This window comes from Methylobacterium sp. 142-1Y (assembly GCF_057747795.1).
In genome coordinates this window covers 323977-347905 of sequence record NZ_CM173224.1, presented here as the reverse complement: position 1 = coordinate 347905, position 23929 = coordinate 323977, and the positions used below count along the sequence as shown (strand labels likewise).

24 protein-coding genes are annotated in these 23929 nt (G+C 71.3%); 16 read left to right on the top strand and 8 right to left on the bottom strand.

Features of this window, described 5'->3' with window-relative positions:
- Positions 1-130: 130 nt before the first annotated feature.
- On the bottom strand, positions 131-457 hold the full coding sequence (locus tag AC3AOF_RS01585; protein WP_236990788.1) for a hypothetical protein: 327 nt from the start codon (positions 455-457) through the stop codon (positions 131-133).
- A gap of 289 nt (positions 458-746) precedes the next feature.
- Between AC3AOF_RS01585 and AC3AOF_RS01580 the strand changes: the two genes are divergently transcribed.
- From AC3AOF_RS01580 to AC3AOF_RS01555, 6 genes are all read left to right on the top strand, one after another.
- Positions 747-3488, top strand: a complete 2742-nt coding sequence (locus AC3AOF_RS01580; RefSeq protein WP_236990787.1) for a bifunctional acetate--CoA ligase family protein/GNAT family N-acetyltransferase — start codon at positions 747-749, stop codon at positions 3486-3488.
- Positions 3489-3519: 31 nt separating this feature from the next.
- Positions 3520-4179 (top strand): YoaK family protein, encoded by a 660-nt coding sequence (locus AC3AOF_RS01575; protein ID WP_236990786.1) that lies wholly within the window; start codon positions 3520-3522, stop codon positions 4177-4179.
- Positions 4176-5039, top strand: a complete 864-nt coding sequence (locus AC3AOF_RS01570; RefSeq protein ID WP_236990785.1) for an AraC family transcriptional regulator — start codon at positions 4176-4178, stop codon at positions 5037-5039. Before AC3AOF_RS01575 ends, AC3AOF_RS01570 begins: the two co-directional genes overlap by 4 nt.
- A gap of 32 nt (positions 5040-5071) precedes the next feature.
- Complete coding sequence (locus AC3AOF_RS01565) at positions 5072-5479, top strand: DUF2000 domain-containing protein (protein ID WP_236990784.1); 408 nt, start codon at positions 5072-5074, stop codon at positions 5477-5479.
- A 195-nt stretch (positions 5480-5674) separates the two neighbouring features.
- The gene (locus tag AC3AOF_RS01560; protein WP_236990783.1) at positions 5675-5884 is read left to right on the top strand and encodes a hypothetical protein; all 210 of its coding nucleotides are present in this window, start codon (positions 5675-5677) and stop codon (positions 5882-5884) included.
- A gap of 86 nt (positions 5885-5970) precedes the next feature.
- On the top strand, positions 5971-8592 hold the full coding sequence (locus AC3AOF_RS01555; protein ID WP_488347494.1) for a TIGR02302 family protein: 2622 nt from the start codon (positions 5971-5973) through the stop codon (positions 8590-8592).
- A gap of 102 nt (positions 8593-8694) precedes the next feature.
- Here the strand turns inward: AC3AOF_RS01555 and AC3AOF_RS01550 are convergent, their stop codons facing one another.
- The gene (locus tag AC3AOF_RS01550) at positions 8695-9465 is read right to left on the bottom strand and encodes an outer membrane protein (protein WP_488347493.1); all 771 of its coding nucleotides are present in this window, start codon (positions 9463-9465) and stop codon (positions 8695-8697) included.
- Positions 9466-9842: 377 nt separating this feature from the next.
- Here AC3AOF_RS01550 and AC3AOF_RS01545 point away from each other — a divergent pair, with 377 nt between their 5' ends.
- From AC3AOF_RS01545 to AC3AOF_RS01520, 6 genes are all read left to right on the top strand, one after another.
- A complete protein-coding gene (locus AC3AOF_RS01545; RefSeq protein WP_236990780.1) occupies positions 9843-10028 on the top strand; it encodes a twin transmembrane helix small protein in 186 nt (61 codons plus the stop codon).
- Between the two features lie 136 nt (positions 10029-10164).
- Positions 10165-10767, top strand: coding sequence for an acyloxyacyl hydrolase (locus AC3AOF_RS01540; protein WP_236990779.1), 603 nt, complete (start codon positions 10165-10167; stop codon positions 10765-10767).
- Between the two features lie 93 nt (positions 10768-10860).
- Entirely contained in the window at positions 10861-11448 is a 588-nt protein-coding gene (locus tag AC3AOF_RS01535) for a cob(I)yrinic acid a,c-diamide adenosyltransferase (RefSeq protein WP_236990778.1), read from the top strand.
- Positions 11449-11600: 152 nt separating this feature from the next.
- Positions 11601-12350, top strand: a complete 750-nt coding sequence (locus AC3AOF_RS01530; protein WP_236990777.1) for an electron transfer flavoprotein subunit beta/FixA family protein — start codon at positions 11601-11603, stop codon at positions 12348-12350.
- 43 nt (positions 12351-12393) lie between these two features.
- Positions 12394-13344 (top strand): electron transfer flavoprotein subunit alpha/FixB family protein, encoded by a 951-nt coding sequence (locus tag AC3AOF_RS01525; RefSeq protein WP_236990776.1) that lies wholly within the window; start codon positions 12394-12396, stop codon positions 13342-13344.
- A 147-nt stretch (positions 13345-13491) separates the two neighbouring features.
- Positions 13492-14373: a 3-hydroxybutyryl-CoA dehydrogenase gene (locus AC3AOF_RS01520; protein ID WP_236992834.1), complete on the top strand. Its 882-nt coding sequence runs from the start codon at positions 13492-13494 to the stop codon at positions 14371-14373.
- 31 nt (positions 14374-14404) lie between these two features.
- On the opposite strand, the gene AC3AOF_RS01515 is transcribed toward AC3AOF_RS01520, so the two are convergent.
- From AC3AOF_RS01515 to AC3AOF_RS01490, 6 genes are all read right to left on the bottom strand, one after another.
- Positions 14405-14884, bottom strand: coding sequence for a hypothetical protein (locus AC3AOF_RS01515; protein ID WP_236992833.1), 480 nt, complete (start codon positions 14882-14884; stop codon positions 14405-14407).
- Between the two features lie 170 nt (positions 14885-15054).
- Positions 15055-15372 carry a hypothetical protein gene (locus tag AC3AOF_RS01510; protein ID WP_236990775.1) on the bottom strand — a complete coding sequence of 106 codons (318 nt, stop codon included), beginning with the start codon at positions 15370-15372 and terminating at the stop codon, positions 15055-15057.
- A gap of 140 nt (positions 15373-15512) precedes the next feature.
- Positions 15513-16520 carry an NAD(P)H-quinone oxidoreductase gene (locus AC3AOF_RS01505; protein WP_236990774.1) on the bottom strand — a complete coding sequence of 336 codons (1008 nt, stop codon included), beginning with the start codon at positions 16518-16520 and terminating at the stop codon, positions 15513-15515.
- Positions 16521-16586: 66 nt separating this feature from the next.
- Positions 16587-17249 (bottom strand): uracil phosphoribosyltransferase, encoded by a 663-nt coding sequence (gene upp, locus AC3AOF_RS01500; protein WP_236992832.1) that lies wholly within the window; start codon positions 17247-17249, stop codon positions 16587-16589.
- Between the two features lie 35 nt (positions 17250-17284).
- A complete protein-coding gene (locus AC3AOF_RS01495) occupies positions 17285-18520 on the bottom strand; it encodes a URC4/urg3 family protein (RefSeq protein WP_488347492.1) in 1236 nt (411 codons plus the stop codon).
- Between the two features lie 34 nt (positions 18521-18554).
- Positions 18555-19805, bottom strand: a complete 1251-nt coding sequence (locus AC3AOF_RS01490) for a GTP cyclohydrolase II (RefSeq protein WP_488347491.1) — start codon at positions 19803-19805, stop codon at positions 18555-18557.
- Positions 19806-20057: 252 nt separating this feature from the next.
- Between AC3AOF_RS01490 and AC3AOF_RS01485 the strand changes: the two genes are divergently transcribed.
- The 4 genes from AC3AOF_RS01485 (at position 20058) to AC3AOF_RS01470 (ending at position 23797) form a co-directional block, all read left to right on the top strand.
- A complete protein-coding gene (locus AC3AOF_RS01485) occupies positions 20058-21044 on the top strand; it encodes a mitochondrial fission ELM1 family protein (RefSeq protein ID WP_488347490.1) in 987 nt (328 codons plus the stop codon).
- A 31-nt stretch (positions 21045-21075) separates the two neighbouring features.
- Positions 21076-22068 (top strand): thioredoxin-disulfide reductase, encoded by a 993-nt coding sequence (gene trxB / locus AC3AOF_RS01480; RefSeq protein WP_236990770.1) that lies wholly within the window; start codon positions 21076-21078, stop codon positions 22066-22068.
- A gap of 112 nt (positions 22069-22180) precedes the next feature.
- Positions 22181-23071: a LysR family transcriptional regulator gene (locus AC3AOF_RS01475; RefSeq protein ID WP_203156219.1), complete on the top strand. Its 891-nt coding sequence runs from the start codon at positions 22181-22183 to the stop codon at positions 23069-23071.
- Between the two features lie 465 nt (positions 23072-23536).
- Positions 23537-23797, top strand: coding sequence for a hypothetical protein (locus tag AC3AOF_RS01470; protein WP_488347489.1), 261 nt, complete (start codon positions 23537-23539; stop codon positions 23795-23797).
- The last annotated feature ends 132 nt before the right edge of the window (positions 23798-23929 follow it).

Here is a 23929-nt window from a genome sequence, read left to right as displayed (position 1 = left end):
CAGACAAGACAAGCGGCGCGTGCGCCGCAGCGGCAGGGCCCAGGCACTCACTCCCGCGGCAGGAAACACACCGGCAGGACGCACAGGGGGTCTCCCCGCGGATCCCGTGATCCGCGAGGGAGGCTGGAACTCAGTAGCCGGTCGAGGCGACCTCGACCCGGTTGCCGCGGCGGGCGAAGGCCACCGAGGCGGCGGCACCGTCCTGGGTGCCGGGCACCGAGAAGCTGACGACCTGGTCGGAGGCCAGCGTGGTGATGACCCGCAGCGGGGTCGCGGCACCGGCATCCGCCGGAGCCAGGGTGGCGACGACCCGCAGGCCGTCCTTCTCGACGGTGTAGTAGGCCGAGCCGCGCACCGGACCGAGATCGAGGCTGTGGGCCTGGCGCGGATTCAGCTCGGAGGCGCCGGCCGCGGTCGCGAGGACGAGGCCGAGAGCGGTGAGGGAGAGGAGACGCATCGGTGGTCCAGGAGTTCTGTCCGGCGCGGGAAGCGCATCCGGAAAGCCGGGATCTGCCGGGAGACCGCAGTAGATCATTCACCATGGTGCGATGCAATAGAAACATATTGCATTGCAGCATCGCACGCTTGCACACCCATTCATGCTCGTCATCGGTGACCTCGTGCCGCGACGTCGCGCCCTCCCCCGGTCCGGGCGTCCCGTGACCTTCGGGCCGCCCTGCCCTAACTGACTTGCCCACTGGCCGATCCGCGCCGCCCGCCGTCGCCGACCCGGAGCCTGGACGTTCATGAGCACCTACCGCTTCGACAGGCTCCTCAGCCCGCGCTCCGTGGCGCTGGTGGGCGCGAGCGAGCGGCCGAACGCGTTCGGCGCCGCGATCCTGCGCAACCTGCGCGAGGCCGGCTTCCAGGGCCCGATCTGGCCGGTGAACCCGCGCCACGACCGCGTCGACGGCGTGCAGGCCTTCGCCGATCTCGCCGACCTGCCCGAGCCCGCCGACCTCGTGGTGATCGTCACCCCGCCCGAGACCGTGCCGGAGGTGGTGGCGGCGGCGGGCCGCCGGGGCTGCGGGGCGGCCGTCATCATCACCACAGGCCTCGGCAGCGGACCGGATTCGCTGGCGGAAGCGGCGCGAGCGGCGGCGCGGCGGCATTCCCTTCGCCTCGTCGGGCCCGACAGCATGGGGCTCGCGGTGCCGGGGAGCGCGCTGAATGCCAGCCTGCTCGCCCGGGCGCCGCTCCCCGGCGACCTGGCGCTGATCTCGCAGTCGCGCACGGTGGCGGCGGGTATCGTCGCCTGGGCGCAAGGACGCGGCACCGGCTTCTCGGGCATCGTCTCGCTGGGCAACGCGATCGACGTCGACATCGCCGATTGCCTCGATCATTTCGCCGCCTGCATCCGCACCCGGGCGATCCTGCTCTCCATCGACAGCGTGTCCGACGCGCCGAAATTCATGTCGGCGGCGCGGGCCGCCGCGCGGGCGAAGCCCGTGGTGGTGCTGCGCTCGGGGCGGCACGACACCGCCCGGGCGATCGACGGCCGTGCCGCCACCCATACGGGGATTCTCGCGCGCAAGGACGCGGTCTACGACGCCGCCTTCCGGCGGGCGGGCCTCCTGCGGGTGCAGGACCTCGACGAGATGTTCTCGGCGGTCGAGACGCTCGGGCGCCAGCGTCCCTTCCCGGGGCGGCGCCTCGCGATCCTCGCCAATGGCCGCGGCGTCGGCGCCATCGCGGTCGACCGGCTGATGGATCTCGGCGGTACCCTGGCGGGCCTCTCGGACGAGACCCGGGCGCGGCTGGCGACGGTGGTCCCGGGCACCGATCCGGCCGCTTGGCGCAACCCGGTCGATATCGGAGCCGATGCCGACGGGCCGCGCTACGCCGCCGCCCTGGAGGCGCTGATGGCCGACCGCGACAACGACGCCGTGCTGGTCATCAACGTGCCCACCGCCCTCTCGAGCGGCGGTGCGGTGGCGCGCGCGATCGTCGAGGCGGTGAAGACCGGCCGCAAGGGCAGCTTTCGCGCCCGGCCGGTCTTCGCCGTCACCGTCGGCGACGAGGCGGCCGGCGAGATCCTGAGCCAGGCCGGCCTTCCGCGCTTCGCCACCGATGCCGATGCGGTCGAGGGCTTCACCCATCTGGTGCGCTACCGCGAGGCGCAGGACGATCTCACCACCACCCCGGCGATGCTCCCCGCCGACCTGGTGCCGGATGCCGGCGCCGCCAGGACGATCGTCGATCGTGTGCTCGCCGAGGGACGGACCTGGCTCGACCCGCGCGAGATGGCGGACCTGCTCGCCGCCTACGGCATCCCGGCCCAGAGGGTGACCCTCGCCGCCGATTCCGACGCGGCGGCGGAGGCCGCCTGGCCGATCATCGCGGCGGGGGGCACGGTGGCGTTGAAGCTCGCCTCGCCGGACGTGGTGCACAAGTCCGACATCGGCGGCGTGCGGCTGGGGCTCTCCAGCGAGGCGGCGGTGCGCGAGGCGGCGGCCGAGATGCTGGCCCGGGCGGCGCGGGAGCGGCCCGATGCAAGGGTGACCGGGTTCGTCGTCCAGGCGATGCTGCGGCGGACGCAAGCGCGCGAACTGATCGCCGGGCTCGTCGACGATCCGGTCTTCGGTCCCGTCGTGGTGTTCGGCCGCGGCGGCACCGCCGTCGAGGTGATCGACGACCGGGCGCTGGCGCTCCCGCCCCTCGACCGGCGGCTCGCCGCCGACCTCATCGGCCGCACCCGTGTGGCGCGCCGGCTCAAGGCCTATCGCGATGTCGCGGCCGCCGACGAGGCGGCGGTCGCCCTGGTGCTGGTCAAGCTCGGCCAGCTCGCCGCCGACCTGCCCGAACTGCGCGAGCTCGACATCAACCCGCTGCTGGCCGACCGCGACGGCGTCATCGCCCTCGACGCCCGCGCGGCGGTCGCGCCGCTGCCGCCGGAGCGGCGGCGCGACGCGGGGGCCGGCCCGAGCCATGCGCGCTTCGCCGTGCGGCCCTATCCGGGCGCCTGGGAGCGCCGCATCACCCTCGACGAGCAGGCGATCCTGGTCCGCCCGGTCCGGGCCGAGGACGAGGGGCTGTTCGAGGCCTTCTTCCGCCAAGTCAGCGCCGAGGACCTGCGCCTGCGCTTCTTCGCGCCGGTGCGCGACTTCAGCCACGCCTTCCTCGCCCGCCTCACCCAGCTCGACTATGCCCGCGCCATCGCCTTCGTGGCGATCGAGGAGGCCAACGGCACGATGATGGGGGCGGTGCGCCTCCATGCCGATGCCAACCACGAGACCGGCGAATACGCGATCCTGGTCCGCTCCGACCTCAAGGGCCTCGGGCTGGGCTGGTCGCTGATGGGGCTGATGCTCGACTGGGCGAGGGCCGAGGGCTTACGCCACGTCGAGGGCCAGGTCCTGCGCGAGAACACCACCATGCTGGCGATGTGCCGCAAGCTCGGCTTTACGGTAAGGACGGACCCCTCCGACCCCGACCTGATGCTGGTGCGGCGCGCCCTGACGGAGGAGAGTGCCGCGCCGTCCCCCTGAGAGTCAGGCTCTCGCAAGATTCCGCTCCCGCATGCGTGACACTCCTCCCCTCGACATCGCCGGTGGCCTGCTGCTCACCGCCGCCGCAGGCTACGTCGACGCCGTCGGCTTCCTGCGGCTCGACGGGCTCTACACCTCGTTCATGAGCGGCAACTCGACCCAGTTCGCGGTCTCGCTGTCCCAGGCGGGCCACCCCGTCGCCTGGGAGATTGCCCTCCTGTTCGTCTGCTTCCTCACCGGGGGCTTCTGCGGCAGCCTGGTCTCGCTGCGCGTGCCCGGGCGCTGGGGGCCGGCGGCGGTGCTCTGCGTCGAGGCCGCGCTCCTGATGGTCGCGCTGTCGCTGGCCTTCAGCCCGGCGCAAGGCCCGGTGGCGCCGCTGCTCGCCGCCGCCATGGGGGCGCAGAACGCGGCCTTGCGCCGGAGCGCGGGCTTTCGCCCCGGCGTCACCTTCGTGACCGGTACCCTGTTCAGCCTCAGCCACACCCTGGCGCAGGCCGCGACGCGGATGGGCCCGATCTTCGGCTGGGTGCCGGATGCCTGCACCTGGCTGGCGCTGGTCGGCGGGGCGGTGGCCGGGGGCCTGGCCTATCGGGGCTACGGGCTCGAGGCGCTGGTGGTCCCGGTCACGGTGGTCGGGCTGGTGCTGGCGCTCGCGGTGGGACGGGCGATGCGGGTGGGCGCGGCGGCGTGACCGGCGGATCGAACCAGGGCCCGCCGGTTCGCGACTTCGTCCATCTCCGGCGCGATGCCGCCAGCGGCATCGAGGCGGTGACGGCACGGTTCCTCGGCCACGCCTACGACATGCACCACCACGACGAGTGGCTGGTCGGGGTGACCCATGAGGGCATCCAGGATTTCTACTGCCGCGGCGCGCGCCGGCAGAGCGTCGCCGGGCGGGTGATCCTGATCGAGCCCGGCGAGCGCCATGACGGGCAGGCTCTGGAGGAGCCGGGCTTCCGCTACAGCATGCTCTACCTGCCGCAGGACTGGCTGCGACGCGAGATGGGCGGCAGCGATGCGGGAATCGGGTTCCGCCGCACGCTGGCCGACGACCGGCATCTCGGCGGGGCCATCGCCCGGGCATGTCGCGCCGTGTTCGGCGCCGCCTCGCCGCTCGCGACCGACGCGGCCCTGGACGATCTCGCCGGGCACCTGCGCCGCCATCTCGGCGCCGCATCCTCCACCCCGCCGCCCGACGGCGATCCGGTCGTCGCCGAGCGGGCGATGGATTTCATCAGGGCCCACGCCGCGACGGCCTTCGGCCTCGACACGCTCGCCCGGGCCGCCGGGGCGGCGGACCGGTTCCAGCTCGCCCGCGCCTTCCGGCGGCGCTTCGGCACCTCGCCGCATGCCTGCATGGTCGAGATCCGCCTCGCCCGGGCCCGGGCGTTGCTTCGCGCCGGGACGCCGCCGGCCGAGGCCGCCTTCGCCGCCGGCTTCTCCGACCAGAGCCATCTCGGCCGCTGGTTCCGCCGCGCCTACGGCCTCACCCCGGCGGTCTACCGGAGCGGGCGCACGAACGTTCCAGACGGAGCGATCGCCCTCGACTAGCCCTGCGCTCCATCACCCGCAGGGAGAGCCCGATGTTCGACACCAAGGTGGCCATCCTGGTCCGCGACGACCTCGCCGTGTGGCAGAAGCTGAACGTCACCGCGTTCCTGGCGACCGGCATCGCCGGTGCCGTGCCCGAGGCGATGGGCGAACCCTATCTCGACGCGGCGGGCCGCCGCCACGCCCGCCTGCTCGGCCAGCCGATGCTGATCTTCGCCGCTACCACCGAGGTGCTCCAGCGCGCCTGGCAGCAGGCGATCCGGCGCGACCTCGCCCGCAGCGCCTATGTCCGGACGATGTTCGAGACCGGGCACGACGCCGCCAACCGCGAGGTGTTCCGGTCCGAGCCCGCCGACGCGCCGGACCTCGTCGGCCTCGCCCTCCACGGCCCGAGGAAGGACGTCGACAAGGCGACGAAGGGGGCGGCTTTGCATCCATGAAACAGGACCGAGCATGGGTCCGAACCGATGGCAGTCGTCTCCCCGTCACCCCAAAGGCGATCGAGACGATCCCGACCGGCGGCGATCTCCCGCGCCGCCCGAGCCGTGATCGCTAAAATGCGAGAGGATTTCCGAACGGGGTGACCAGTCCTCTCCGGCTAACGTCCCGGCATGTGATCCGGGAGACGCTGACGAATGGCACCCCCAGGCAATCTCCAAGGCAATCTTCTCGCCCGCGCCGAGGCCGTGGTCGCGCGCGCGTTCCGCGTCGCCGCCGAGCACCAGGCGACCCTGGCCCAGGCCCGCAACGCCGTGCAGCCCCTGCGCGACGCGGCGGTACGGCAGAGCGGGGGCGTGCCGCATGCCCCCGACGCGGACAGGCCGCGCAAGGACCGGCCGGCCTGAGCCGATTTGACCCGCTGGCCCGACCCGGCCGGCATGCTAGCCTGCCCTCGTCGCCCGTCCGCGGACGGTGCCAACGGGAGCCAGGCATGATGAAGGCCGAGCCGGAGAGCGCGCAACGCAAGCCCGCCCAGGAGGGCCGGGCCGATCCGGTGCGCGCCGGGCTCGACCGGCTGGTGCTGCGGGCCGGGCGGGTGACCCTGTGGGAGCAGGCCTGGCCGATCCTGTGGCGCGGCCTCGCGGTTCTGCTGGCCTTCCTCGCCGTCTCGTGGCTCGGGCTGTGGCTCGATGCCGGGCCGGCCTGGCGCATGGCCGGGGTGGCGCTGTTCGGTCTCGCCCTCGCCGCCGCCCTGCTGCCGCTCGTGCGCCTGCGCCGGATCGCACGGACCCAGGCGCTGGCGCGGATCGACCGCGATGCGGGCCTCGGCCACCGCCCGGCCCGGACGCTCGAGGACACGCTGGCGCTGGGCCAGGACGATCCCGGCACAAGGGCGCTCTGGGCCCTGCATCGGAACCGCGCCGCCGCCACGCTGGCGCGGCTTAAGGTCTCCGGCCCGCGGCCCGGGATGACCCGGCGCGATCCCTTCGCCTTGCGCGCCGGCGCGATCCTCGCCGCCGTGGGTGCCGCCTTCGTGGCGGGGCCGGAAGCCGGCGAGCGCCTGCGCGCCGCCTTCGACTGGCGCGGGCCCGTCGCGGCCGCGCCCTCGTTCCGGGTCGACGGCTGGATCGACCCGCCGCTCTATACCCGGACGCCCCCCCTCATCGTGACCCTGGCGGAGGCGGGCCAGCGCCTGCGGGCGCCGGTGAACTCGACGCTGGTGGTGCGCATCGCCGGGTCCGGCGACGCGACGGTGACGCCGGGCGCCGGCCTCAAGGCCCTGCCCGCCACCGCGCCGGCCCGGCCCGACCTGCGCGAGGAGCGCTTCACGCTCACCGGCGGCACCGCCGAGGTCGCGGTGCAGACGGGCTTTGCCAGCACCCATCGGCTGACCATCGAGACCATCCCCGACCGGCCGCCGGAGATCGCCTTCGCGGGCCAGCCGGAGACCAACGGGCGCGGTACCTTCACCCTCGCCTACCGGGCCAAGGACGATTACGGCATCGCCTCCGCGGAAGGGATCGTCGAGCCGCAGACGAAGGGGCGCAGCCTGGTGCCGCCGCCGCGCCTGACCCTGAGCCTGCCGGCCGATGCGCAGGGGACCGGCGACACCCGCACGCTGATCGACCTCACCGACAACCCCTGGGCCGGCGCCAAGGTGTTGCTGACCCTGGTGGCGAAGGACGAGGCGGGCCAGGAGGGGCGCTCCGCCCCCCTCGCCTTCACCCTGCCGGGCCGGTTCTTCACCAAGCCGCTCGCGCGTTCGCTGGCCGAGGAGCGGCGCCGCCTCGTCCTCGACCCGGACGGCAGCCGGGCCCGGGTCGAGACCTCCCTCGACGCGCTCCTGATCGCGCCGGAGCGGTTCACGCCGCAATGGGGCGTCTTCCTCGGCCTGCGGGAGGCGGCGCAGCGCCTGCGCACCGCGAAGACCGACGAGGCGCTGACCGAGGTCGCCGACCTTCTCTGGACCATGGCCTTGCAGATCGAGGAGGGCGATCTCTCGGATGCCGAGAAGGCGCTCCGCGCCGCCCAGGACCGGCTCAAGGACGCGATGGAGCGCGGCGCCTCCGACCAGGAGATCGCCAAGCTCACCGAGGAGCTGCGCCAGGCGATGGACCGCTTCCTGAAGGAATTCGCCCAGCGCCAGCAGCAGAACCCGCAGAATCCCGGGCAGCAGAACCAGCAGGCCGACCGGACGGTGACGCCGGACGACCTCTCCAAAATGCTCGACCAGATGCAGGAGGCGATGAAGCGCGGCGACGTGGCGGAGGCCCAGCGCCTGCTCGACCAGCTCCGCGGCATCCTGGAGAACCTGCAGACCGCCCAGCCCAACTCGCGTATGAGCGACCCCACCGCCCGCGAGATGAACCGCCAGATGCAGGACCTGGAGGCGATGGCCCGCGAGCAGCAGGGCCTGCGCGACGAGACCTTCCGCCAGGGCCAGGAGCGCCGCTTCGGCAATCGCGGCCAGCCGCAGCAGCCCGGCCAGCAGGGCCAGCGCCAGCAAGGCCAGCGCGGGCAGCAGGGCCAGCGCGGCGAACCCCAGGGGCAGGACGGCCAGCAGCCCGGCCAGCAAGGGGGGCAGCAGGGCGAGAAGCAAGGCGGGGTCGGGGATCGCCAGCAGGCCCTGCGCCAGCGCCTGGAGGACTTGCAGCGCCGGATGAAGGAGCTCGGCATGCAGGGCGAGCAGGGCCTGTCCGATGCCGAGCAGGCGATGCGCGAAGCCGAGAACGCCCTCGGCCAGGGCCAGGACGGGTCCGCCGTCGACGCCCAGGGGCGTGCCCTCGAAGGATTGCAGCGCGGCGCGCAGGGCATGGCCCAGCAGATGCAGCAGATGGGCCAGGACGGCGACGGCCAGCAGGCCGACGGGCAGCAGCAGGGCCAGGGCAATCCCACCCAGCCCGGCCGTCAGGGCGCCCGCGACAACGATCCCCTCGGCCGCCCGACCCGCAGCCGCGACTTCTCCGACGGCCGCGTGCGCGTGCCGACCGCCGAGGAATCCGGCGTCGAGCGGGCCCGGCGCATCCTGGAGGAATTGCGCCGCAAGCTCGGCGATCCGAGCCGCCCGGCGGAAGAGCTCGATTACTTCGAGCGCCTGCTGCGGCGGAACTGAGCAGGATTCCGAAGTGAAAGGCGGCGCGGTCCGGGGGGACCGCGCCGCCTTTCGTATGACCGTTCCACGGAGCGGAGGAGCCGCCGCAGCGGCCCCGCGCGCTCAGTTGAACAGGTTGAAGTGGTAGTTGATGCCGACCTTCAGGAGGTGGGTGTCGAGGCCGGTGCGCGCGCCGAACTGCGTGCCGAAGGCGCGGAAGCGGACGTCCCGCCCGAGATCGGCGTAGAGGTATTCGCCCTTCACCGAGAGGCTCGGAGTGATCATGTACTCGAGGCCGGCACCGACGGTGTAGCCGTCAACCGGGACCGAGGCGTTGATGGAGGCCGGCAGCACGAGGCCCGGTCCCGTGGCGATGCCGCGGATGCCGATCTCGGTGAAGGCCCAGCCGCCGGTGGCGTAAGCCAGCAGCGGCCCCCAGGCGTAGCCGACGCGGCCCCGGACGGTGACGAAGTAGGTGTCGGTCTTCAGGCCGCCATTGGCGCTGGCGGCACCGGCCGACGCGCGGAACTCGTTGTGGATGTCGGAGTAGTTCGCATCGGTCTCGATGCCGACCACGAAGCCGTTACCGGGCGTGAACTGGTAGTTGTAGCCCACGGTGCCGCCCGCCACGAAGCCGGCGGCCGAGGCCTCGGCGCGGGAGGCCGGGAGGGCGGCCGGACGCGGGGAGGTCGTCGAGGCGTGGAAGTCGCCGCCGACGGCGCCGCCCGCGTTCACACCGGCGTAGAACCCGGTCCAGGTGAAGGCCGGCGGAGCCACCGGATAGACCGGCGGCGGCGCGACGCGACGCGGCAGGTCGGCGGCCTGGGCGGCACCCGCCAGCGCGAGCAGGCCCGTGGCGGCGAGCAGGTAGGACTTCACGTGAACAACCCCCATGGATCGTCGGGCCGGCCCGATCATGCGGTCGCCGCCCGGTTCGGATGTCGTGCCGGGCGGACGCAGGGTCGCGCCGGATCGGCTCAGCGGCCGCACACAATCATGATGGGTTGTTCGAGGCTATCGCATTTGCGCAACACCAATGCCCGCGGTCGAAGGTCGAGCGACCCTGCGTCGGCCGCCGTAATTGTGGCGACGATTCTGGAACACGCCGCCAGTGCTGGATCGAGAGCTTGGCGACATCATCTCGCCGACGGCCGGATGGGGTAACGGCGGACAGGTCTCGGCGCCGTCTCGTGCTCCTGCGGCGCGGGGCCGCCTCCCCGGACGGTCCCGATCCGCCCTATCAGGCCGTTCCACCTCGCGAGCCTCACCGCATGTCCGGCAACACCCTCGTTCTCATCCCCTGCCTCGCGGTCGCCGTGGTGCTGCTGTTCGGGCTCGCCAACATGCTGCGCGGCGGCAGCGCCAACCTCTCGCAGCGGCTGATGCGCCTGCGGGTGATGCTCCAGTTCGTCGCCATCCTGGTCATCATGGGGGTCCTGTGGTGGCGCGGCGGCTGACCCAGCGACACTGTGGCGGGGTGGACGCACGGGGTGGAAAACCACGGTGAGACGGATTGTGCGGCGAGACGAGACGCGCGCGCCCTGGCTAAGGTGATCGGCGCCCCAGCAACGGGGCGGTGGACCCGTTCGACAGATGCGCGTAACCCTTCCGAGCCTCGCCGCGGCGTTCGCCGCCACGGTCGTTCTGGCTGCACCGGCCGCCGAGGCCGCTGACCCTACGGCCCTGGTGCCCGTCTACCGGCCCCCGGTTCAGCCCCTCAGCATCGTCTCGGAGTTCCGCATCGGCGGTGCCGCCCAGGATCCGGGCAGCAACGAGAAGAACACCAGCAACATTAACGGCGAGTTGCTGTTCGCCAAGCCGGTGACCGGGCTCGACCGGTTCTGGGCCGCCTTCGTGCCGCGCCCGACCGTCGGCGGCAGCTACAACGTCGACGGCCGCACCAGCTACGCCTATCTCGGCGCGACCTGGACCGCCGACATCACCGACCGGATCTTCGTCGAGGGCTTCTTCGGCGCCGGCTTCCACGACGGCTGGACGGGCCCGAAGGTCTACGTGCCCAAGACCTTCAACTCGCTCGGCTGCAACCCGCTGTTCCGCGAGGCGGCGGCCGTCGGCTTCCGACTCACCGAGCACTGGAGCGTCATGGCGACGATCGAGCACATGTCGAATGCCGGCCTCTGCGTCAACAACCGCGGCCTGACCAATTTCGGCGGCAAGATCGCCTATACTTTCTGACGGCTGCCCTCCCTGTGGGTGGGGCTGGCGCTTCGACGGAGGAGCGCTAGAACTCGCCAGCGAGCGGGCACGCCCCGCCGAAGGGAGCGTGCCGTGGTCGTCCTCAACCGCATCTACACCCGCACCGGCGATTCCGGCACCACCGCGCTCGCCAGCGGCGAGCGACGCTCGAAGGCGGATCTCCGCGTCGAGACCTACGGCACCGTCGACGAGACCAATGCCTGCCTCGGGCTGGCGCGCCTGCACACGACCGGCGACCTCGATGCGATGCTGGGCCGGATGCAGAACGACCTGTTCGATCTCGGCGCCGACCTCGCGACGCCCGAGACCGGCGAACCCTTGCCTTACGAGCCGCTGCGGATCGTCGCCGCCCAGGTCGAGCGGGTCGAGCGCGAGATCGACGCGCTGAATGCCGGGCTCACCCCCTTGCGCTCCTTCGTGCTGCCGGGCGGCTCGCCCGCAGCGGCTTCCCTGCACCTCGCCCGCACGGTGTGCCGCCGGGCCGAGCGCCTGGCGGTGGCCCTGGCGGCAACGCCGGGCGAGACCGTCTCGCCGGTGGCGATCCAGTACCTGAACCGCCTGTCGGATTTCCTGTTCGTCGCCGCGCGGGTCGCCAACGACGGCGGCGCCGCCGACGTGCTGTGGGTTCCAGGAAAAACCCGCGCTCAAGACGCGCGCTGAACGGTGGGGCGGCGGGCTTCCGGGGCGCGTTGACAATTCGGAAAATGGGCCGCTACGGTCCGCGCCACCTTGCTCCATCGGGGATGATCGCGGGCCGGCCACAGGGAGGGCCCGACCACGATCGCCCCTTCATCCTGAAGGATGCGACGATCATGAAGGTCCTGGTGCCCGTCAAGCGGGTAGTCGACTACAACGTGAAGATCCGGGTCAAGCCGGACGGTTCGGGCGTCGAACTCGCCAACGTCAAGATGTCGATGAACCCCTTCGACGAAATCGCCGTCGAGGAGGCGATCCGCCTGAAGGAGAAGGGCAAGGTCACGGAGATCGTCGCCGTCTCGATCGGCCCGCAGCAGGCCCAGGAGACGATCCGCACCGCGCTGGCCATGGGCGCCGACCGCGGCATCCTGGTCAAGACCGACGCTGCCGTCGAGCCGCTCGCCGTGGCCAAGCTCCTCAAGGCGCTGGTGGGACGAGAGAGCCCGGACCTCGTCATCCTCGGCAAGCAGGCGATCGACGACGACTCGAACCAGACCGGCCAGATGCTCGCCGCCCTGCTCGGCTGGCCGCAGGGTACCTTCGCGTTCAAGCTCGAGATCGGCGACGGCGCCCTCGACGTCACGCGCGAGATCGACGGCGGGTTGCAGACCCTGAACCTGAAGCTGCCGGCGATCGTCACGACGGACTTGCGCCTGAACGAGCCGCGCTACGCGTCGCTCCCCAACATCATGAAGGCGAAGAAGAAGCCCCTCGATACGGTCGAGCCGGAAGCGCTCGGCGTCGATATCGCACCGCGCCTGAAGGTGCTCAAGACCGTCGAGCCGGGCGGCCGCAAGGCCGGCGTCAAGGTCGCCAGCGCCGCCGAGCTCGTCAACAAGCTGAAGGTCGAGGCCGGCGTCCTCTGACGAGGACGTGACGGCATCCCTGGAAAGGAAGGAACGACACGCCATGACCACTCTCCTGCTGGTCGAGCATGCCGGCGGCGCCGTGAAGGACGCCAGCACCAAGGCCCTGACGGCGGCCAAGCAGCTCGGCGCCCCGGTCCACGCCCTCGTGGTCGGCGCCGATGCACAAGGCGCGGCGGAAGCCGTCGCCAAGCTCGACGGCGTCGAGAAGGTGCTGGTGGCGGCGGATGCCGCCTTCGACCACCTCCTCGCCGAGCCGACCGCCGCCCTGGTGGCGGAACTCGCCAGCGCCTACGACACCGTGATCGCCGCCGCCTCGACCGAGGGCAAGAACGTGCTGCCGCGCGTCGCCGCCCTCCTCGACGTCGCCCAGGTCTCGGACATCATCAAGGTGGTCGGCCCCGACACGTTCGAGCGGCCGATCTACGCCGGCAACGCGATCCAGACCGTGCAGGCGACCGATGCCAAGCGGGTGATCACGGTCCGCACCGCCGCCTTCCAGGCCACCCCCGAGGGCGGTGCGGCGGCTCCGGTGGAGGCTGCCGCTTCCGCCGCGGCCCCGGAGACGAAGTCGTCGTTCAAGGGCGAGGAGATCGCCAAGTCCGACCGTCCGGAGCTGGCCGGGGCGCGCATCATCGTGTCGGGCGGCCGCTCGCTCGGCTCGGCGGAAAAATTCAAGGAGCTGATCGAGCCTCTGGCCGATTCGCTGGGCGCCGCGGTCGGCGCCTCGCGCGCGGCGGTCGACGCGGGCTATGCACCGAACGACTGGCAGGTCGGCCAGACCGGCAAGGTCGTGGCGCCGGATCTGTACGTCGCGGTCGGCATCTCGGGGGCGATCCAGCACCTCGCCGGCATGAAGGACTCGAAGGTCATCGTCGCGATCAACAAGGACGAGGAAGCGCCGATCTTCCAGGTCGCCGATTACGGCCTGGTCGGCGACCTGTTCCAGGTGGTGCCGGACCTGCAGCAGGAAATCGCCAAGGCCAAGGGCTGAGGACCAAGGGCTGAGGGGATGCGCTCCTCGCGCGGGCACCGCGCGGGGGGCGGCACAGGAACCGGGCAGCGTCTTCGGAACCCTTCGCATCTGCGAAGGCGCGGTGATATGAACGCTCGGCGCGGCGTGGCGGAAGGCAGGGGTGTGATGGGCATCGAGATCAAGACGGTCGGCATCATCGGAGCCGGTCAGATGGGCAGCGGCATCGCCCATGTCTGCTCCCTGGCCGGGCTCGACGTGCGGATGAACGACCGCGATCCCGAGCGCCTGAAGAACGGGCTCGCCAACGTCAACGGCAACCTGCAGCGCCAAGTCTCGAAGGGAGCGATCACCGAGAGCCAGCGCCGCGACGCGATCGAGCACATCATCGCGGTCGATTCCTTCGACGATTTCGGCCCTTGCGACCTCGTGATCGAGGCCGCGACCGAGGACGAGGCGATCAAGCGCAGCATCTTCAACGCGCTGTGTCCGTCGCTGCGGCCCGAGACGATGGTGGCGACCAATACCTCGTCGATCTCGATCACGCGGCTCGCGGCCTCGACCGACCGGCCGGAGCAGTTCATCGGCATCCACTTCATGAACCCGGTGCCGGTGATGCAGCTCGTCGAGCTGATCCGCGGCATCGCCACCGGGGATCCGACCTACGAATCGGCCAAGGCCTTCGTGAAGCGCCTCGGCAAGATCGTGACGGTGTCGGAGGATTTCCCGGCCTTCATCGTCAACCGCATCCTGCTGCCGATGATCAACGAGGCGATCTACACCCTCTACGAGGGCGTCGGCTCGGTCGATTCGATCGATACCGCGATGCGGCTCGGTGCCAACCACCCGATGGGCCCGCTCCAGCTCGCTGACTTCATCGGCCTCGATACCTGCCTGTCGATCATGCAGGTGCTCTACGAAGGCCTGGCCGATTCGAAGTACCGCCCCTGCCCGCTCCTGGTGAAATACGTCGAGGCCGGCTGGCTCGGACGCAAGACCAAGCGCGGCTTCTACGATTACCGCGGCGCGGAGCCGGTGCCGACGCGCTGAAGGCTCATTCGCCCCGCCTCCGACGTCCCGGTCAGCGGACCCGGATCAGGATGCGGGGCCGCCAGACGCCTAAGACCACGTTCGCCGTCGCGATGGCGAGCAGCACCCACAAGGTCCCCCGCTCGGCGCCGAGCGATTCGGCGAGCGTCGCCGGATCGACCCGGCCGAGGAGTGCCTGGGCGCTGCGCTCGGCCTCCCGCTGCATCGGCCCCTGCACGCCGATGAAGCCGTACTCGAACATCAGCACCCCCGTCGCGAGCTTCACCCAGGCCCATCCGGCCTGGTGAAAGGCTCGGTTGAGCGCGATCGCCAGCAAGCCGGCGACCAGCATCAGGGCCAGCGACGGCAGAAAGATCCAGGTCGCTACCGCCGCCATCGCGCCGCGCATCAGCGCGTAGCCGGATAAGGCGGATGGCGGGGGTGCGAGCCCGAGCAGCACGATCAGGCACGCCATCGCGCCCATCAGGCCGATCGCCCCCATCGTGTGCAGGAACTTCATCAAGCGCCGCATCGCCACGACACGATTTCCCCGTGCAGCCTTCGCGAGCCTGCGGGCGAGAGCGTAAGGGACGGCGTCGAGCCGAGGGGAATCACATTCCCGTGCCGATCGGGTGCCAGCCGAACGGCCGAAGGGCCGCCTCCCGGGTCGAGAGGCGGCCCTTCGCAGGAGCGGCGTGGCGCTTACTTGGTGGTCGTGGTCGAGCCGGTCGACTTCGGCTCGGCCGGGGCCGGATAGGCCGGGTTGCCGGCCGGCACGCCGGCGCTGTTCGCCGACGAGGTGCCGCCGCTGCCATTCGGCGAACCGGTGATCTGCTGGCGCGAGGCGTCCTGGCTCTGGCTGGCATAGTCCTTCGGCGCGTTGGCGCCGTTCCAGCCGAGCAGGGCCACCATGGCGACCGCCAGGAGGGCGAGGCTTCCGAGAAGCACGTAGAGGACGGGGCGTCCCTTCGCGCCCTGGCGGGCCGCGGTCGGGGTCTCGACGGTGCGGTTGTTGTCCATGGGGAACCTCGGGCTTGAAGCACGGCGGGCGTGGCGCCGAGCGATGAACGGTGTGTCGGGCAACGTCACCGATCGGCCGAGGTTCCTGGGTCGGGCTTCCGGCGCGCCCGGATGCCGCGCGCGCCGCTTGGCCCCTCGCTCTACTTGCCGGTCAGCAGCATGATCTTGCCGAGATGGGCGCTCGATTCCATCAGTTCGTGCGCCGCCCGCGCCTCGTCGAGCGGGAAGGTGGCGTGGATCACCGGCTTCACGGTGCCGGATTCGAGCAGCGGCCAGACCTCCTTGCGCAAGCCCTCGGCGATCGCGGCCTTCTGCGCCACGGTGCGGGGGCGCAAGGTCGAGCCGGTGACGGTCAGGCGCCGGATCATGATCGGCGTCAGGTTGAGGTTCTCGGCCTGGAAGCCCTGCAGGAAGGCGATGATGACGAGCCGGCCTTCGAGGGCCAGGGACTTCAGGTTGCGCTCCAGATAGGCGGCGCCGACCATGTCGAGGATCACGTCGACCCCCTTGCCGTCGGTGAGCCGCTTCACCTCCGCGGCGAAATCCGCCTCGCGGTAATTGATCGCGTGGTCGGCGCCGAGCGATTCGCAGAAGGCGCATTTCTCGGCCGAGCCGGCGGTGGCGAAGACCTCGGCGCCGAACCGCTTGGCGAGCTGGATCGCCGTCGAGCCGATGCCGCTCGACCCGCCATGGACCAGGAAGCGCTCGCCCTTGTGCAGGCGGCCGCGCTCGAACACGTTGGTCCAGACCGTCCAGTAATTCTCCGGCAGGCCCGCCGCCTCGACGAGCGAGAGCGGGCCGGGCTTCGGCAGGCAGAGCGCGGCTTCCGCCACGCAATACTCGGCATAGCCGCCGCTGATCGTCAGCGCACAGACCTCCTGGCCCTCGGCAAGACCGGTGACGCCTTCACCGAGCGCGACGACGCGTCCGGCGATCTCCAGCCCCGGCACCTCGGTGGCCCCGGGCGGCGGCGGATACTTGCCGGCACGCTGCTGGCAATCGGGCCGGTTCACGCCCGCCGCCACGACCTCGACCAGCACCTGGTTCGGGCCCGGGCGGGGCACCGGCACGGTCTCGATCCCGATCACCTCCGGACCGCCGGCCCCGTTGAAGCGGACCTGGCGCATGGTGGCGGGGATCGACGGCATGGGGCGGCTCCGCATTGACGGGATGTGCGCCCTTACCTGCCGCGCCGGTACGCCAGCGGCAAGGGGTCAGCGCGTCCCGTACATCCGGTCGCCGGCATCGCCGAGGCCCGGCAGGATGTAGCCGTGCTCGTTCAAGTGGCTGTCGATCGAGGCGGTCCAGACCGGCACGTCGGGATGCGAACCCTGGAACTTGGCCAGCCCCTCCGGCGCGGCGAGCAGGCAGACGAAGCGCAGGTCGCGGGCGCCGCGCTCCTTCAGCCGGTCGACCGCGGCCACCGCCGAGTTCGCCGTCGCCAGCATCGGGTCGAGGACCAGCACGGTGCGGTCGGCGAGGTCGGACGGGGCCTTGAAGTAGTATTCCACCGCCTCCAGCGAATCCGGATCGCGGTAGAGGCCGATATGGGCGACGCGGGCGGAGGGCAGGAGCGACAGCATCCCGTCGAGGAAGCCGACGCCGGCGCGCAGGATCGGCGCCAGGACGAGCTTCTTGCCGGCGATCTGCGCGCCCTGCATCGTCACCAGCGGGGTCTCGATCTCGACCGGCTCCAGCGGCAGGTCGCGGGTGACCTCGTAGGCCAGCAGCATCCCGACCTCGTTCAGGAGCTGGCGGAAGCCCTTGGTCGAGCGGGCCTTGTCCCGCATCAGGGTCAGCTTGTGCTGCACCAGCGGGTGATCGACCACCGTGACCGGCGCCACCCCCGTCTCCCCGCGCGCACCCGCACCCTGCATCGCCGTCTCCCCGTTCACGATCACGCTCAAGTCTTTCAGAATACGGTGCCGTCGCTCGCGATGGCGAGAGGCGGCGCACCCTCCGGCCGCAAGGATTTGGCGAGCCGCCGGCCGGTGGCCCAGGTGCCGCCCTCCAGCACCTTGGCGAGCGGCAGGTCGGCCGGGTCCTCGATCTCCAGCCTCTGGCGCACCAGCGGCGCCAGCCGGTCGAGAAGCGCCACGGTGAGCGCCCGCCACTCGACGACGAGGCGCGACTCGACCGGGTGCGCCACCTTCGCCTCCTCGGGCCGGCGCAGGGCCAGCACCCCGGTATCGAGGAACAGGCCGCCATTGCGGTATTCGGGCAAGCCGGTCAGGGCGTCGAGGCCGGTGACGGTCAGGCCCGCCTCCTCCAGCGGCTCCAGCAGCGAATAGGCCAGCCACTGCGACAGCTTGTGGAACGGGACCAGCCCCTCCGTCGGACCGGTGCCGCCGGCGAGCGGGTGCCGCCAGGTGTCGCCGAGGTCGACCCCATCGAGGACGATGCGGCCGGGCCAGATCGGCCCGAGATGGGTCAGCAGCACCTCCAGCACCGCCTCGGCCGAGACGGCGCTATCATGAGCCTTGGCCTTGATGCGGTCGAACAGGAAGCCGGGGCGGGCATCCGGCCCGAAACCCTCCGGGTCGGCCGCCGCGACCTGGCCGAGGCGGTTGAGGAGCGCGGTGCGGCCGGACAGGCCGACGAGCGGGTTGGTCGGGGTGACCTGGAAGCCGTCGGCGAGTTCCGCCTCGGTCAGGGTCGCGAGCGCGCGGGCATCGGCCCGGAACGGATCCTCGGGCGCGGAGGAGAACAGGCCCGACACGAACATGTCGAAGCTCGCCACCGCCAGCCCCTCGGAGCGGGCATAGGTCTCGCCGGTGCGGCCCTCCTCGTAGCGCCAGGTCGGGCCGGCGCCGGCATCCAGCAGCACGCTCACCACCACGAGGTCGAAGGCGGCCCGGGCCTGCTCGGCCGGGTCCTCGAAGGGGGCTGCGTGGACGAGGGAGCCCCAGCGCTCGAATCCGCCGACCGAGAAATGGCGCCAGCGGGCGTGATACGGGATGGCGAGGTCGGGATAGGCCTCGCGGATGGTCTCGACCACCGCGTCGGCGCAAGCCCCCAGGCGATCGAGATCGACGACGAAATGGTCGAGCTGCCCGTCGAGTCCGGCCTTGAGCAGGGTCTCGGCGCGGGCGCGCACTGCGCGAGCCGAGAGCAGGCTGCGGGCGGTCGAAAACTCAGGCACGGGCATCTCCAGGGGTGTTTGGCGGCGCCATCGGGCGATGTCAGAAACGCTCGAGGTCGCGGCCCTTCACGGCGTCGAGGGAGTCGGTGACGCCGTCCGGCGCGTAGTAGCCCGCCGCCTTCTTGGCTTCCATCTCCACCGAGGCATCCGGCGGGATCAGCTCCGGCGGGATCGGCACCCGCTCGCCGACCTCGATGCCCGATCCGGTGATCGCGTCGAACTTCATGTTCGACATCGACATCAGCCGGTCGATGCGGCGGATGCCGAGCCAGTGCAGCACGTCGGGCATCAATTGCTGGAAGCGGGCATCCTGGACGCCGGCGACGCATTCGGTGCGCTCGAAATAGGTGGCGGCGGAATCGCCGCCCTCCTGGCGCTTGCGGGCGTTGTAGACCAGGAACTTGGTCACCTCGCCGAGCGCGCGGCCTTCCTTGCGGTTGTAGACGATGACGCCGGTGCCGCCGGCCTGCGCCTCGCGCACGCATTCCTCGATGCCGTGGGTGAGGTAGGGCCGGCAGGTGCAGATGTCGGAGCCGAACACGTCCGAGCCGTTGCACTCGTCGTGGACCCGGCAGGCGATGCGCCGGCGCGGATCGGTGAGGCCCGCCACCTCGCCCATCACGTAGACGGTGCAGCCGCCGATCGGCGGCAGGAAGACCTGGAGGTCCGGCCGTGTGACGAGTTCCGGGAACATGCCGCCCGTCTGCTCGAACAGCGTGCGGCGTAAGTTCGTCTCGCTGGTGCCGAAGCGGGCGGCGACGCCCGGCAGGTACCAGACCGGATCGACCGCGATCTTGGTGACCGAGATGTCGCCGGTGGCATGCAGCACCGTGCCGTCGGCGGCGAGGCGATGGGCGCCCATCGCCGCCAGGATCTCCGGCAGGCTCAACCGCGCCTTGGTGACCGCGATGGTCGGCCTGATGTCCGTGCCGGTGCCGATCGCATCGCGAAAGACCTCGCCGGGCATGTGCCCCCAGGGATCGAGCGAGACGATCTTGTCCGGGTCGGCCCATTGCGGGTGCGGCCCGATCGCCACCACCGGATGGGTGTTGGTGAGGTCCGGCCGCGCCAGCGGGTTCATCGCCCGGCCGGCGATGGCGAGCGCCCGGTAGAGCGAATAGGCGCCGCCATTGGCCCCGACCACGTTGCGGTCGGCCGGGTTTGTGACGGTGCCGATGATCGGGCCCCGCTCGCGCGGGTCGGCGGCGCCCCAGCGGATCGGCCAGCGGGCGGCGCCGGGCTCCGGATGCGAGGTGAGCCGGATATGCGTCGAGCGGTTGGAACTGGTCATGCGGACGCGCCGTCCTTCAACGGAGAAGGCTCCCCGCGGGGGCCGCGAGGAGCCTGTCGAGTGCTTGACCTGAGAGAGGGTGGCCCAGCCGATTCGGCGCGTCAAGCTCAAGCCTGCGGCACCCGCGGGACTTGGCGGGATGGGCGGCGCTGATCGATGGTCCAGCGTCCTGCCCGCTGCTTGCCCCGGAATTCCCGGTCCGCCTTCGCCCGAGCCTTGACAGCGCTTGCCCCGCCGCCACATCGCCGCATCGTGGCCTCCCCCTCTCCCCTTCTGCCGGCCGGCACCACGGCCTGGCTGATCACCGACGGCAAGGCCGGCGACCTCGCGCCCTGCCGTGGCCTCGCCGCGGCGTTGGGCGTGGTGGCGCAGGAGCGGGTTGTCGCGCCGCGCCCGCCCTTCTCCTGGCTCGCGCCCCGCGGCCCAGCGGATCCGCGCGAGCGGGCGCTGACGCCGCCCTTGCCCGATCTCGCCATCGCCACCGGCCGCCGGGCGGTGCCGGCGCTCCGCGCGGTCAAGCGTCGTTCGAGGAACGAAACCTTCACGGTCTTCCTGCGCGATCCGCGCATCGGCCCCCGGGCCGCCGACCTGATCTGGGTGCCGGCGCACGATTCCTTGCGCGGCGCGAACGTGATCGTGACCGAGACCGGCCCGCACCCGGTCTCGCCCGACCGCCTCGCCGCCGCGCGACACCATCCCGATCCGCGGCTCGCCGCCCTCCCCCGCCCCCGCGCCGCGGTGCTGGTCGGCGGTGACAGCCGGCACGGGCGCTTCTCTAACGAGGACGCGCGAAACCTGCTCGCCGGGCTGGAGCGCCTGGCCGGCGAGGCGAGCCTGATGATCACCACGTCGCGGCGCACGCCGGACCGCTTACGGGCGGCGCTTGCGGATCTCGCCCGCCGGCATGGCGGCTTCTTCTGGGACGGCAGCGGCGAGAACCCCTATCTCGCCCTCCTGGCCCTCGCCGACACGATCGTGGCGACGGCCGACTCGGCCAACATGGTGACGGAGGCCTGTGCCGCCGGCGTCCCGGTCCGGTTGTTCGAGCCGCACAACCTCTATCAACGCCATCACACGCTGTACGACGCGCTGAAACGGCACGGACCTGTGCATCCTTTCACGGGACGGGTTGAACCGTTACGGTGCAAGCCCTTAGACATGACACTCGCGATCGCGCAGGCTGTGGCGAATGCCTATATCGGGCATCGCGACGCGCTCGCCCGCCGGACGGCCTCCTGAGGCCCGCTCGGCGGCAGCCCCGGAGATCCTTATGTCCACGACCAAGCAGGCTCCCCAGCACGAGAAGCTCGTGATCGTCGGCTCCGGCCCGGCCGGATACACCGCCGCGATCTACGCCGCCCGCGCCATGGTCGAGCCGCTGCTGATCTCGGGCTTCCAGCCCGGCGGCCAGCTGATGATCACCACCGACGTCGAGAACTATCCGGGCTTCGCCGAGGCGATCCAGGGCCCGTGGCTGATGGAGCAGATGCGCCTCCAGGCCGAGCATGTCGGCACGCGGATCGTCTCGGAATACATCGCCAAGGTCGATCTCTCGCAAAGGCCGTTCCGGCTCGAGGCGGATTCGGGTGCCGTCTTCACCTGCGACGCGCTCATCATCGCCACCGGCGCCCAGGCGAAGTGGCTCGGCCTGCCCTCCGAGGCGAAGTTCCAGGGCTTCGGCGTCTCGGCCTGCGCCACCTGCGACGGGTTCTTCTTCCGGGGCAAGGAGGTCGTGGTCGTCGGCGGCGGCAACACCGCGGTCGAGGAAGCGCTCTACCTCGCCAATCTCGCCTCCAAGGTCACGGTGGTCCACCGCCGCGACACGTTCAGGGCCGAACGCATCCTGCAGGAGCGCCTGTTCAAGCATCCGAACGTCGAGGTGGTGTGGAATCACGCGATCGAGGAGATCTGCGGCCAGGACAAGCCGGCCCCCTCGGTCACCCATGTCCGTCTGCGCGACACGGTCGGCGGCGCGATCACCGAGCGCAAGGCCGACGGCGTGTTCGTCGCCATCGGCCACCAGCCGGCCACGGCCGTGTTCGAGGGGCAGTTGCCCTTCCGGGCCGGCGGCTACCTGGAAGTCACGCCCGGCACCGCCATGACGGCGATCCCCGGGGTGTTCGCCGCCGGCGACGTGACCGACGACGTCTACCGGCAGGCGATCACCGCCGCCGGGATGGGCTGCATGGCCGCTCTCGAGGCGGAGAAGTACCTGGCCAACCTGGCGATCGGCGAAGCGCCGCGCCAGGCCGCGGCCGAGTAGGAGAATTGTACCGGGGCCGGGGATGAGCCCCGGTTCCGGCCTTGTGGCGTTCGCTCTGAACTCACCGGCTCTAAACCAGCCGGCCGGGGCTCTGGCGAGGGGTTTGACGGCCGTGGACTGGGACAAGATCCGGATTTTCCTCAACGTCGCCGAAGCCGGCAGCTTCACCAAGGCGGGCGACGATATCGGGCTCAGCCAGTCGGCGGTCAGCCGCCAGATCAGCGCCCTCGAACGGGAACTGAAGGCGCCGCTGTTCCACCGCCACGCCCGCGGGCTGATCCTGACCGAGCAGGGCGATCTCCTGTTCCGGGCCGCCCGGGACATGAAGATGCGGCTGGAGACCACGCGGGCGCGCCTCGTCGAGACCAGCGAGCGCCCCTCGGGCGACCTCAAGGTGACGACGACGGTGGGCTTGGGCACCGCCTGGCTCGCCCAGCGGGTCGCCGAATTCCTCGACCTGCACCCGGATGTGCGCGTCGAGCTGATCCTCACCAACGAGGAACTGGACCTCGCGATGCGCGAGGCCGACGTGGCGATCCGCCTGCGCCGCCCGGCCCAGCCCGACCTGATCCAGCGTCGGCTTTTCACCGTACATTACCATGTCTTCGCTTCGCTCGAATACGTGAAGCGGTTCGGCGAGCCGAAGACGATCGACGATCTCGACAAGCACCGCCTGGTCTCGTTCGGCGGCGATCAGCCCTCCTACCTGATGGCGACCCACTGGCTCGCCACCGTCGGCCGCGAGGGGCGCGAGCACCGCACCATCCACTTCACGGTCAACAACATCTCGGCTTTGCAGCTCGCGGTCGAGACCGGCGCCGGGATCGGCATCCTGCCGGACTACGTGGCGGATGGAAACGAGCAGCTGGTTCAGGTCCTGCGCGACTACGAGATGCCGAACCTCGAGAGCTACCTCGTCTATGCCGAGGAGATGCGGACGGTCGCCCGCGTCCAGGCTTTTCGGGATTTCCTCGTCGCGAAGGCGCAGCGCTGGACCTATTGAGCGGGCATCGCCCCGCCGGCCTCGCGCAGGGCTGTTCCGGGAAAGAAAACGCGCGGTACATCCCCTCTCCCCGCGGGCGGGGAGAGGGCCGTGTCGACGTTCAGGAGACACGGCAAGCGGAGGCGAAGCCGGAGCGAGGGTGAGGGGGTGTTTCCGGATGAGGCTCTTCCGGAAACACCCCCTCACCCTCGCCCTGCGGGCTCGCTGCTGACCCTACAAGGGGTCAGCAGCCCTCTCCCCGCCCGCGGGGAGAGGGGAATCCAGCGCCATTTCTCGATCCGGGACAGCCTTGCGCCTCGCGCGATCGCCCCGAATTCATGAGGCGGAGGCGCACCCGCTGCCGTACCGACAGGCAAGTGCTCGGGCGCACATATCAATCGTGAACCGGGGCGATGCCCTTACGTTGTCCTTACGAGAGACCCGGAATCGATTTCCGGGCACTTCGGATTATCGAAGGAGGCCTCCATGCGTCACGCGCATCTCGCCGCCGCCCTGTTCACGGCGGCCCTCGCCCCCTTCCCGCTGCTGGCGCAGTCCGAGCCCCCTTCGCGCGATCCCGGCGTCACCGGCTCCATCGCCCCACGCGAGACCACCGGCGTCGGCCAGACCAAGCCGCCGGGCGCGGCGCTGGGCCCCGATGCCGGCCTGACCCCGGAACTGCGCGAGCGCGACCGCGCGATCCAGCGCCACATCGACACCGGCATCTGCGCCGGTTGCACCGAGTAGAGGGGCGCGTCACCGTTACGTCGGCCCGGGCGCATTAATCCGGTCTGCATTAGACGGAATGAGCGGTTGCGGGCGCGGCGAGCCGGCGCCTAAACCGGCTGCAACCAACCGGTCCTCGACCGGGCACGGCAT

Bases quoted from the DNA above. Each gene is read 5' to 3' on its own strand.
- AC3AOF_RS01585 (WP_236990788.1), bottom strand. From the start codon at position 457: ATGCGTCTCCTCTCCCTCACCGCTCTCGGCCTCGTCCTCGCGACCGCG.
- AC3AOF_RS01580 (WP_236990787.1), top strand. From the start codon at position 747: ATGAGCACCTACCGCTTCGACAGGCTCCTCAGCCCGCGCTCCGTGGCG.
- AC3AOF_RS01575 (WP_236990786.1), top strand. From the start codon at position 3,520: ATGCGTGACACTCCTCCCCTCGACATCGCCGGTGGCCTGCTGCTCACC.
- AC3AOF_RS01565 (WP_236990784.1), top strand. From the start codon at position 5,072: ATGTTCGACACCAAGGTGGCCATCCTGGTCCGCGACGACCTCGCCGTG.
- AC3AOF_RS01560 (WP_236990783.1), top strand. From the start codon at position 5,675: ATGGCACCCCCAGGCAATCTCCAAGGCAATCTTCTCGCCCGCGCCGAG.
- AC3AOF_RS01555 (WP_488347494.1), top strand. From the start codon at position 5,971: ATGATGAAGGCCGAGCCGGAGAGCGCGCAACGCAAGCCCGCCCAGGAG.
- AC3AOF_RS01550 (WP_488347493.1), bottom strand. From the start codon at position 9,465: ATGGGGGTTGTTCACGTGAAGTCCTACCTGCTCGCCGCCACGGGCCTG.
- AC3AOF_RS01545 (WP_236990780.1), top strand. From the start codon at position 9,843: ATGTCCGGCAACACCCTCGTTCTCATCCCCTGCCTCGCGGTCGCCGTG.
- AC3AOF_RS01540 (WP_236990779.1), top strand. From the start codon at position 10,165: ATGCGCGTAACCCTTCCGAGCCTCGCCGCGGCGTTCGCCGCCACGGTC.
- AC3AOF_RS01530 (WP_236990777.1), top strand. From the start codon at position 11,601: ATGAAGGTCCTGGTGCCCGTCAAGCGGGTAGTCGACTACAACGTGAAG.
- AC3AOF_RS01525 (WP_236990776.1), top strand. From the start codon at position 12,394: ATGACCACTCTCCTGCTGGTCGAGCATGCCGGCGGCGCCGTGAAGGAC.
- AC3AOF_RS01520 (WP_236992834.1), top strand. From the start codon at position 13,492: ATGGGCATCGAGATCAAGACGGTCGGCATCATCGGAGCCGGTCAGATG.
- AC3AOF_RS01515 (WP_236992833.1), bottom strand. From the start codon at position 14,884: ATGCGGCGCTTGATGAAGTTCCTGCACACGATGGGGGCGATCGGCCTG.
- AC3AOF_RS01510 (WP_236990775.1), bottom strand. From the start codon at position 15,372: ATGGACAACAACCGCACCGTCGAGACCCCGACCGCGGCCCGCCAGGGC.
- AC3AOF_RS01505 (WP_236990774.1), bottom strand. From the start codon at position 16,520: ATGCCGTCGATCCCCGCCACCATGCGCCAGGTCCGCTTCAACGGGGCC.
- upp (WP_236992832.1), bottom strand. From the start codon at position 17,249: ATGCAGGGTGCGGGTGCGCGCGGGGAGACGGGGGTGGCGCCGGTCACG.
- AC3AOF_RS01495 (WP_488347492.1), bottom strand. From the start codon at position 18,520: ATGCCCGTGCCTGAGTTTTCGACCGCCCGCAGCCTGCTCTCGGCTCGC.
- AC3AOF_RS01490 (WP_488347491.1), bottom strand. From the start codon at position 19,805: ATGACCAGTTCCAACCGCTCGACGCATATCCGGCTCACCTCGCATCCG.
- trxB (WP_236990770.1), top strand. From the start codon at position 21,076: ATGTCCACGACCAAGCAGGCTCCCCAGCACGAGAAGCTCGTGATCGTC.
- AC3AOF_RS01470 (WP_488347489.1), top strand. From the start codon at position 23,537: ATGCGTCACGCGCATCTCGCCGCCGCCCTGTTCACGGCGGCCCTCGCC.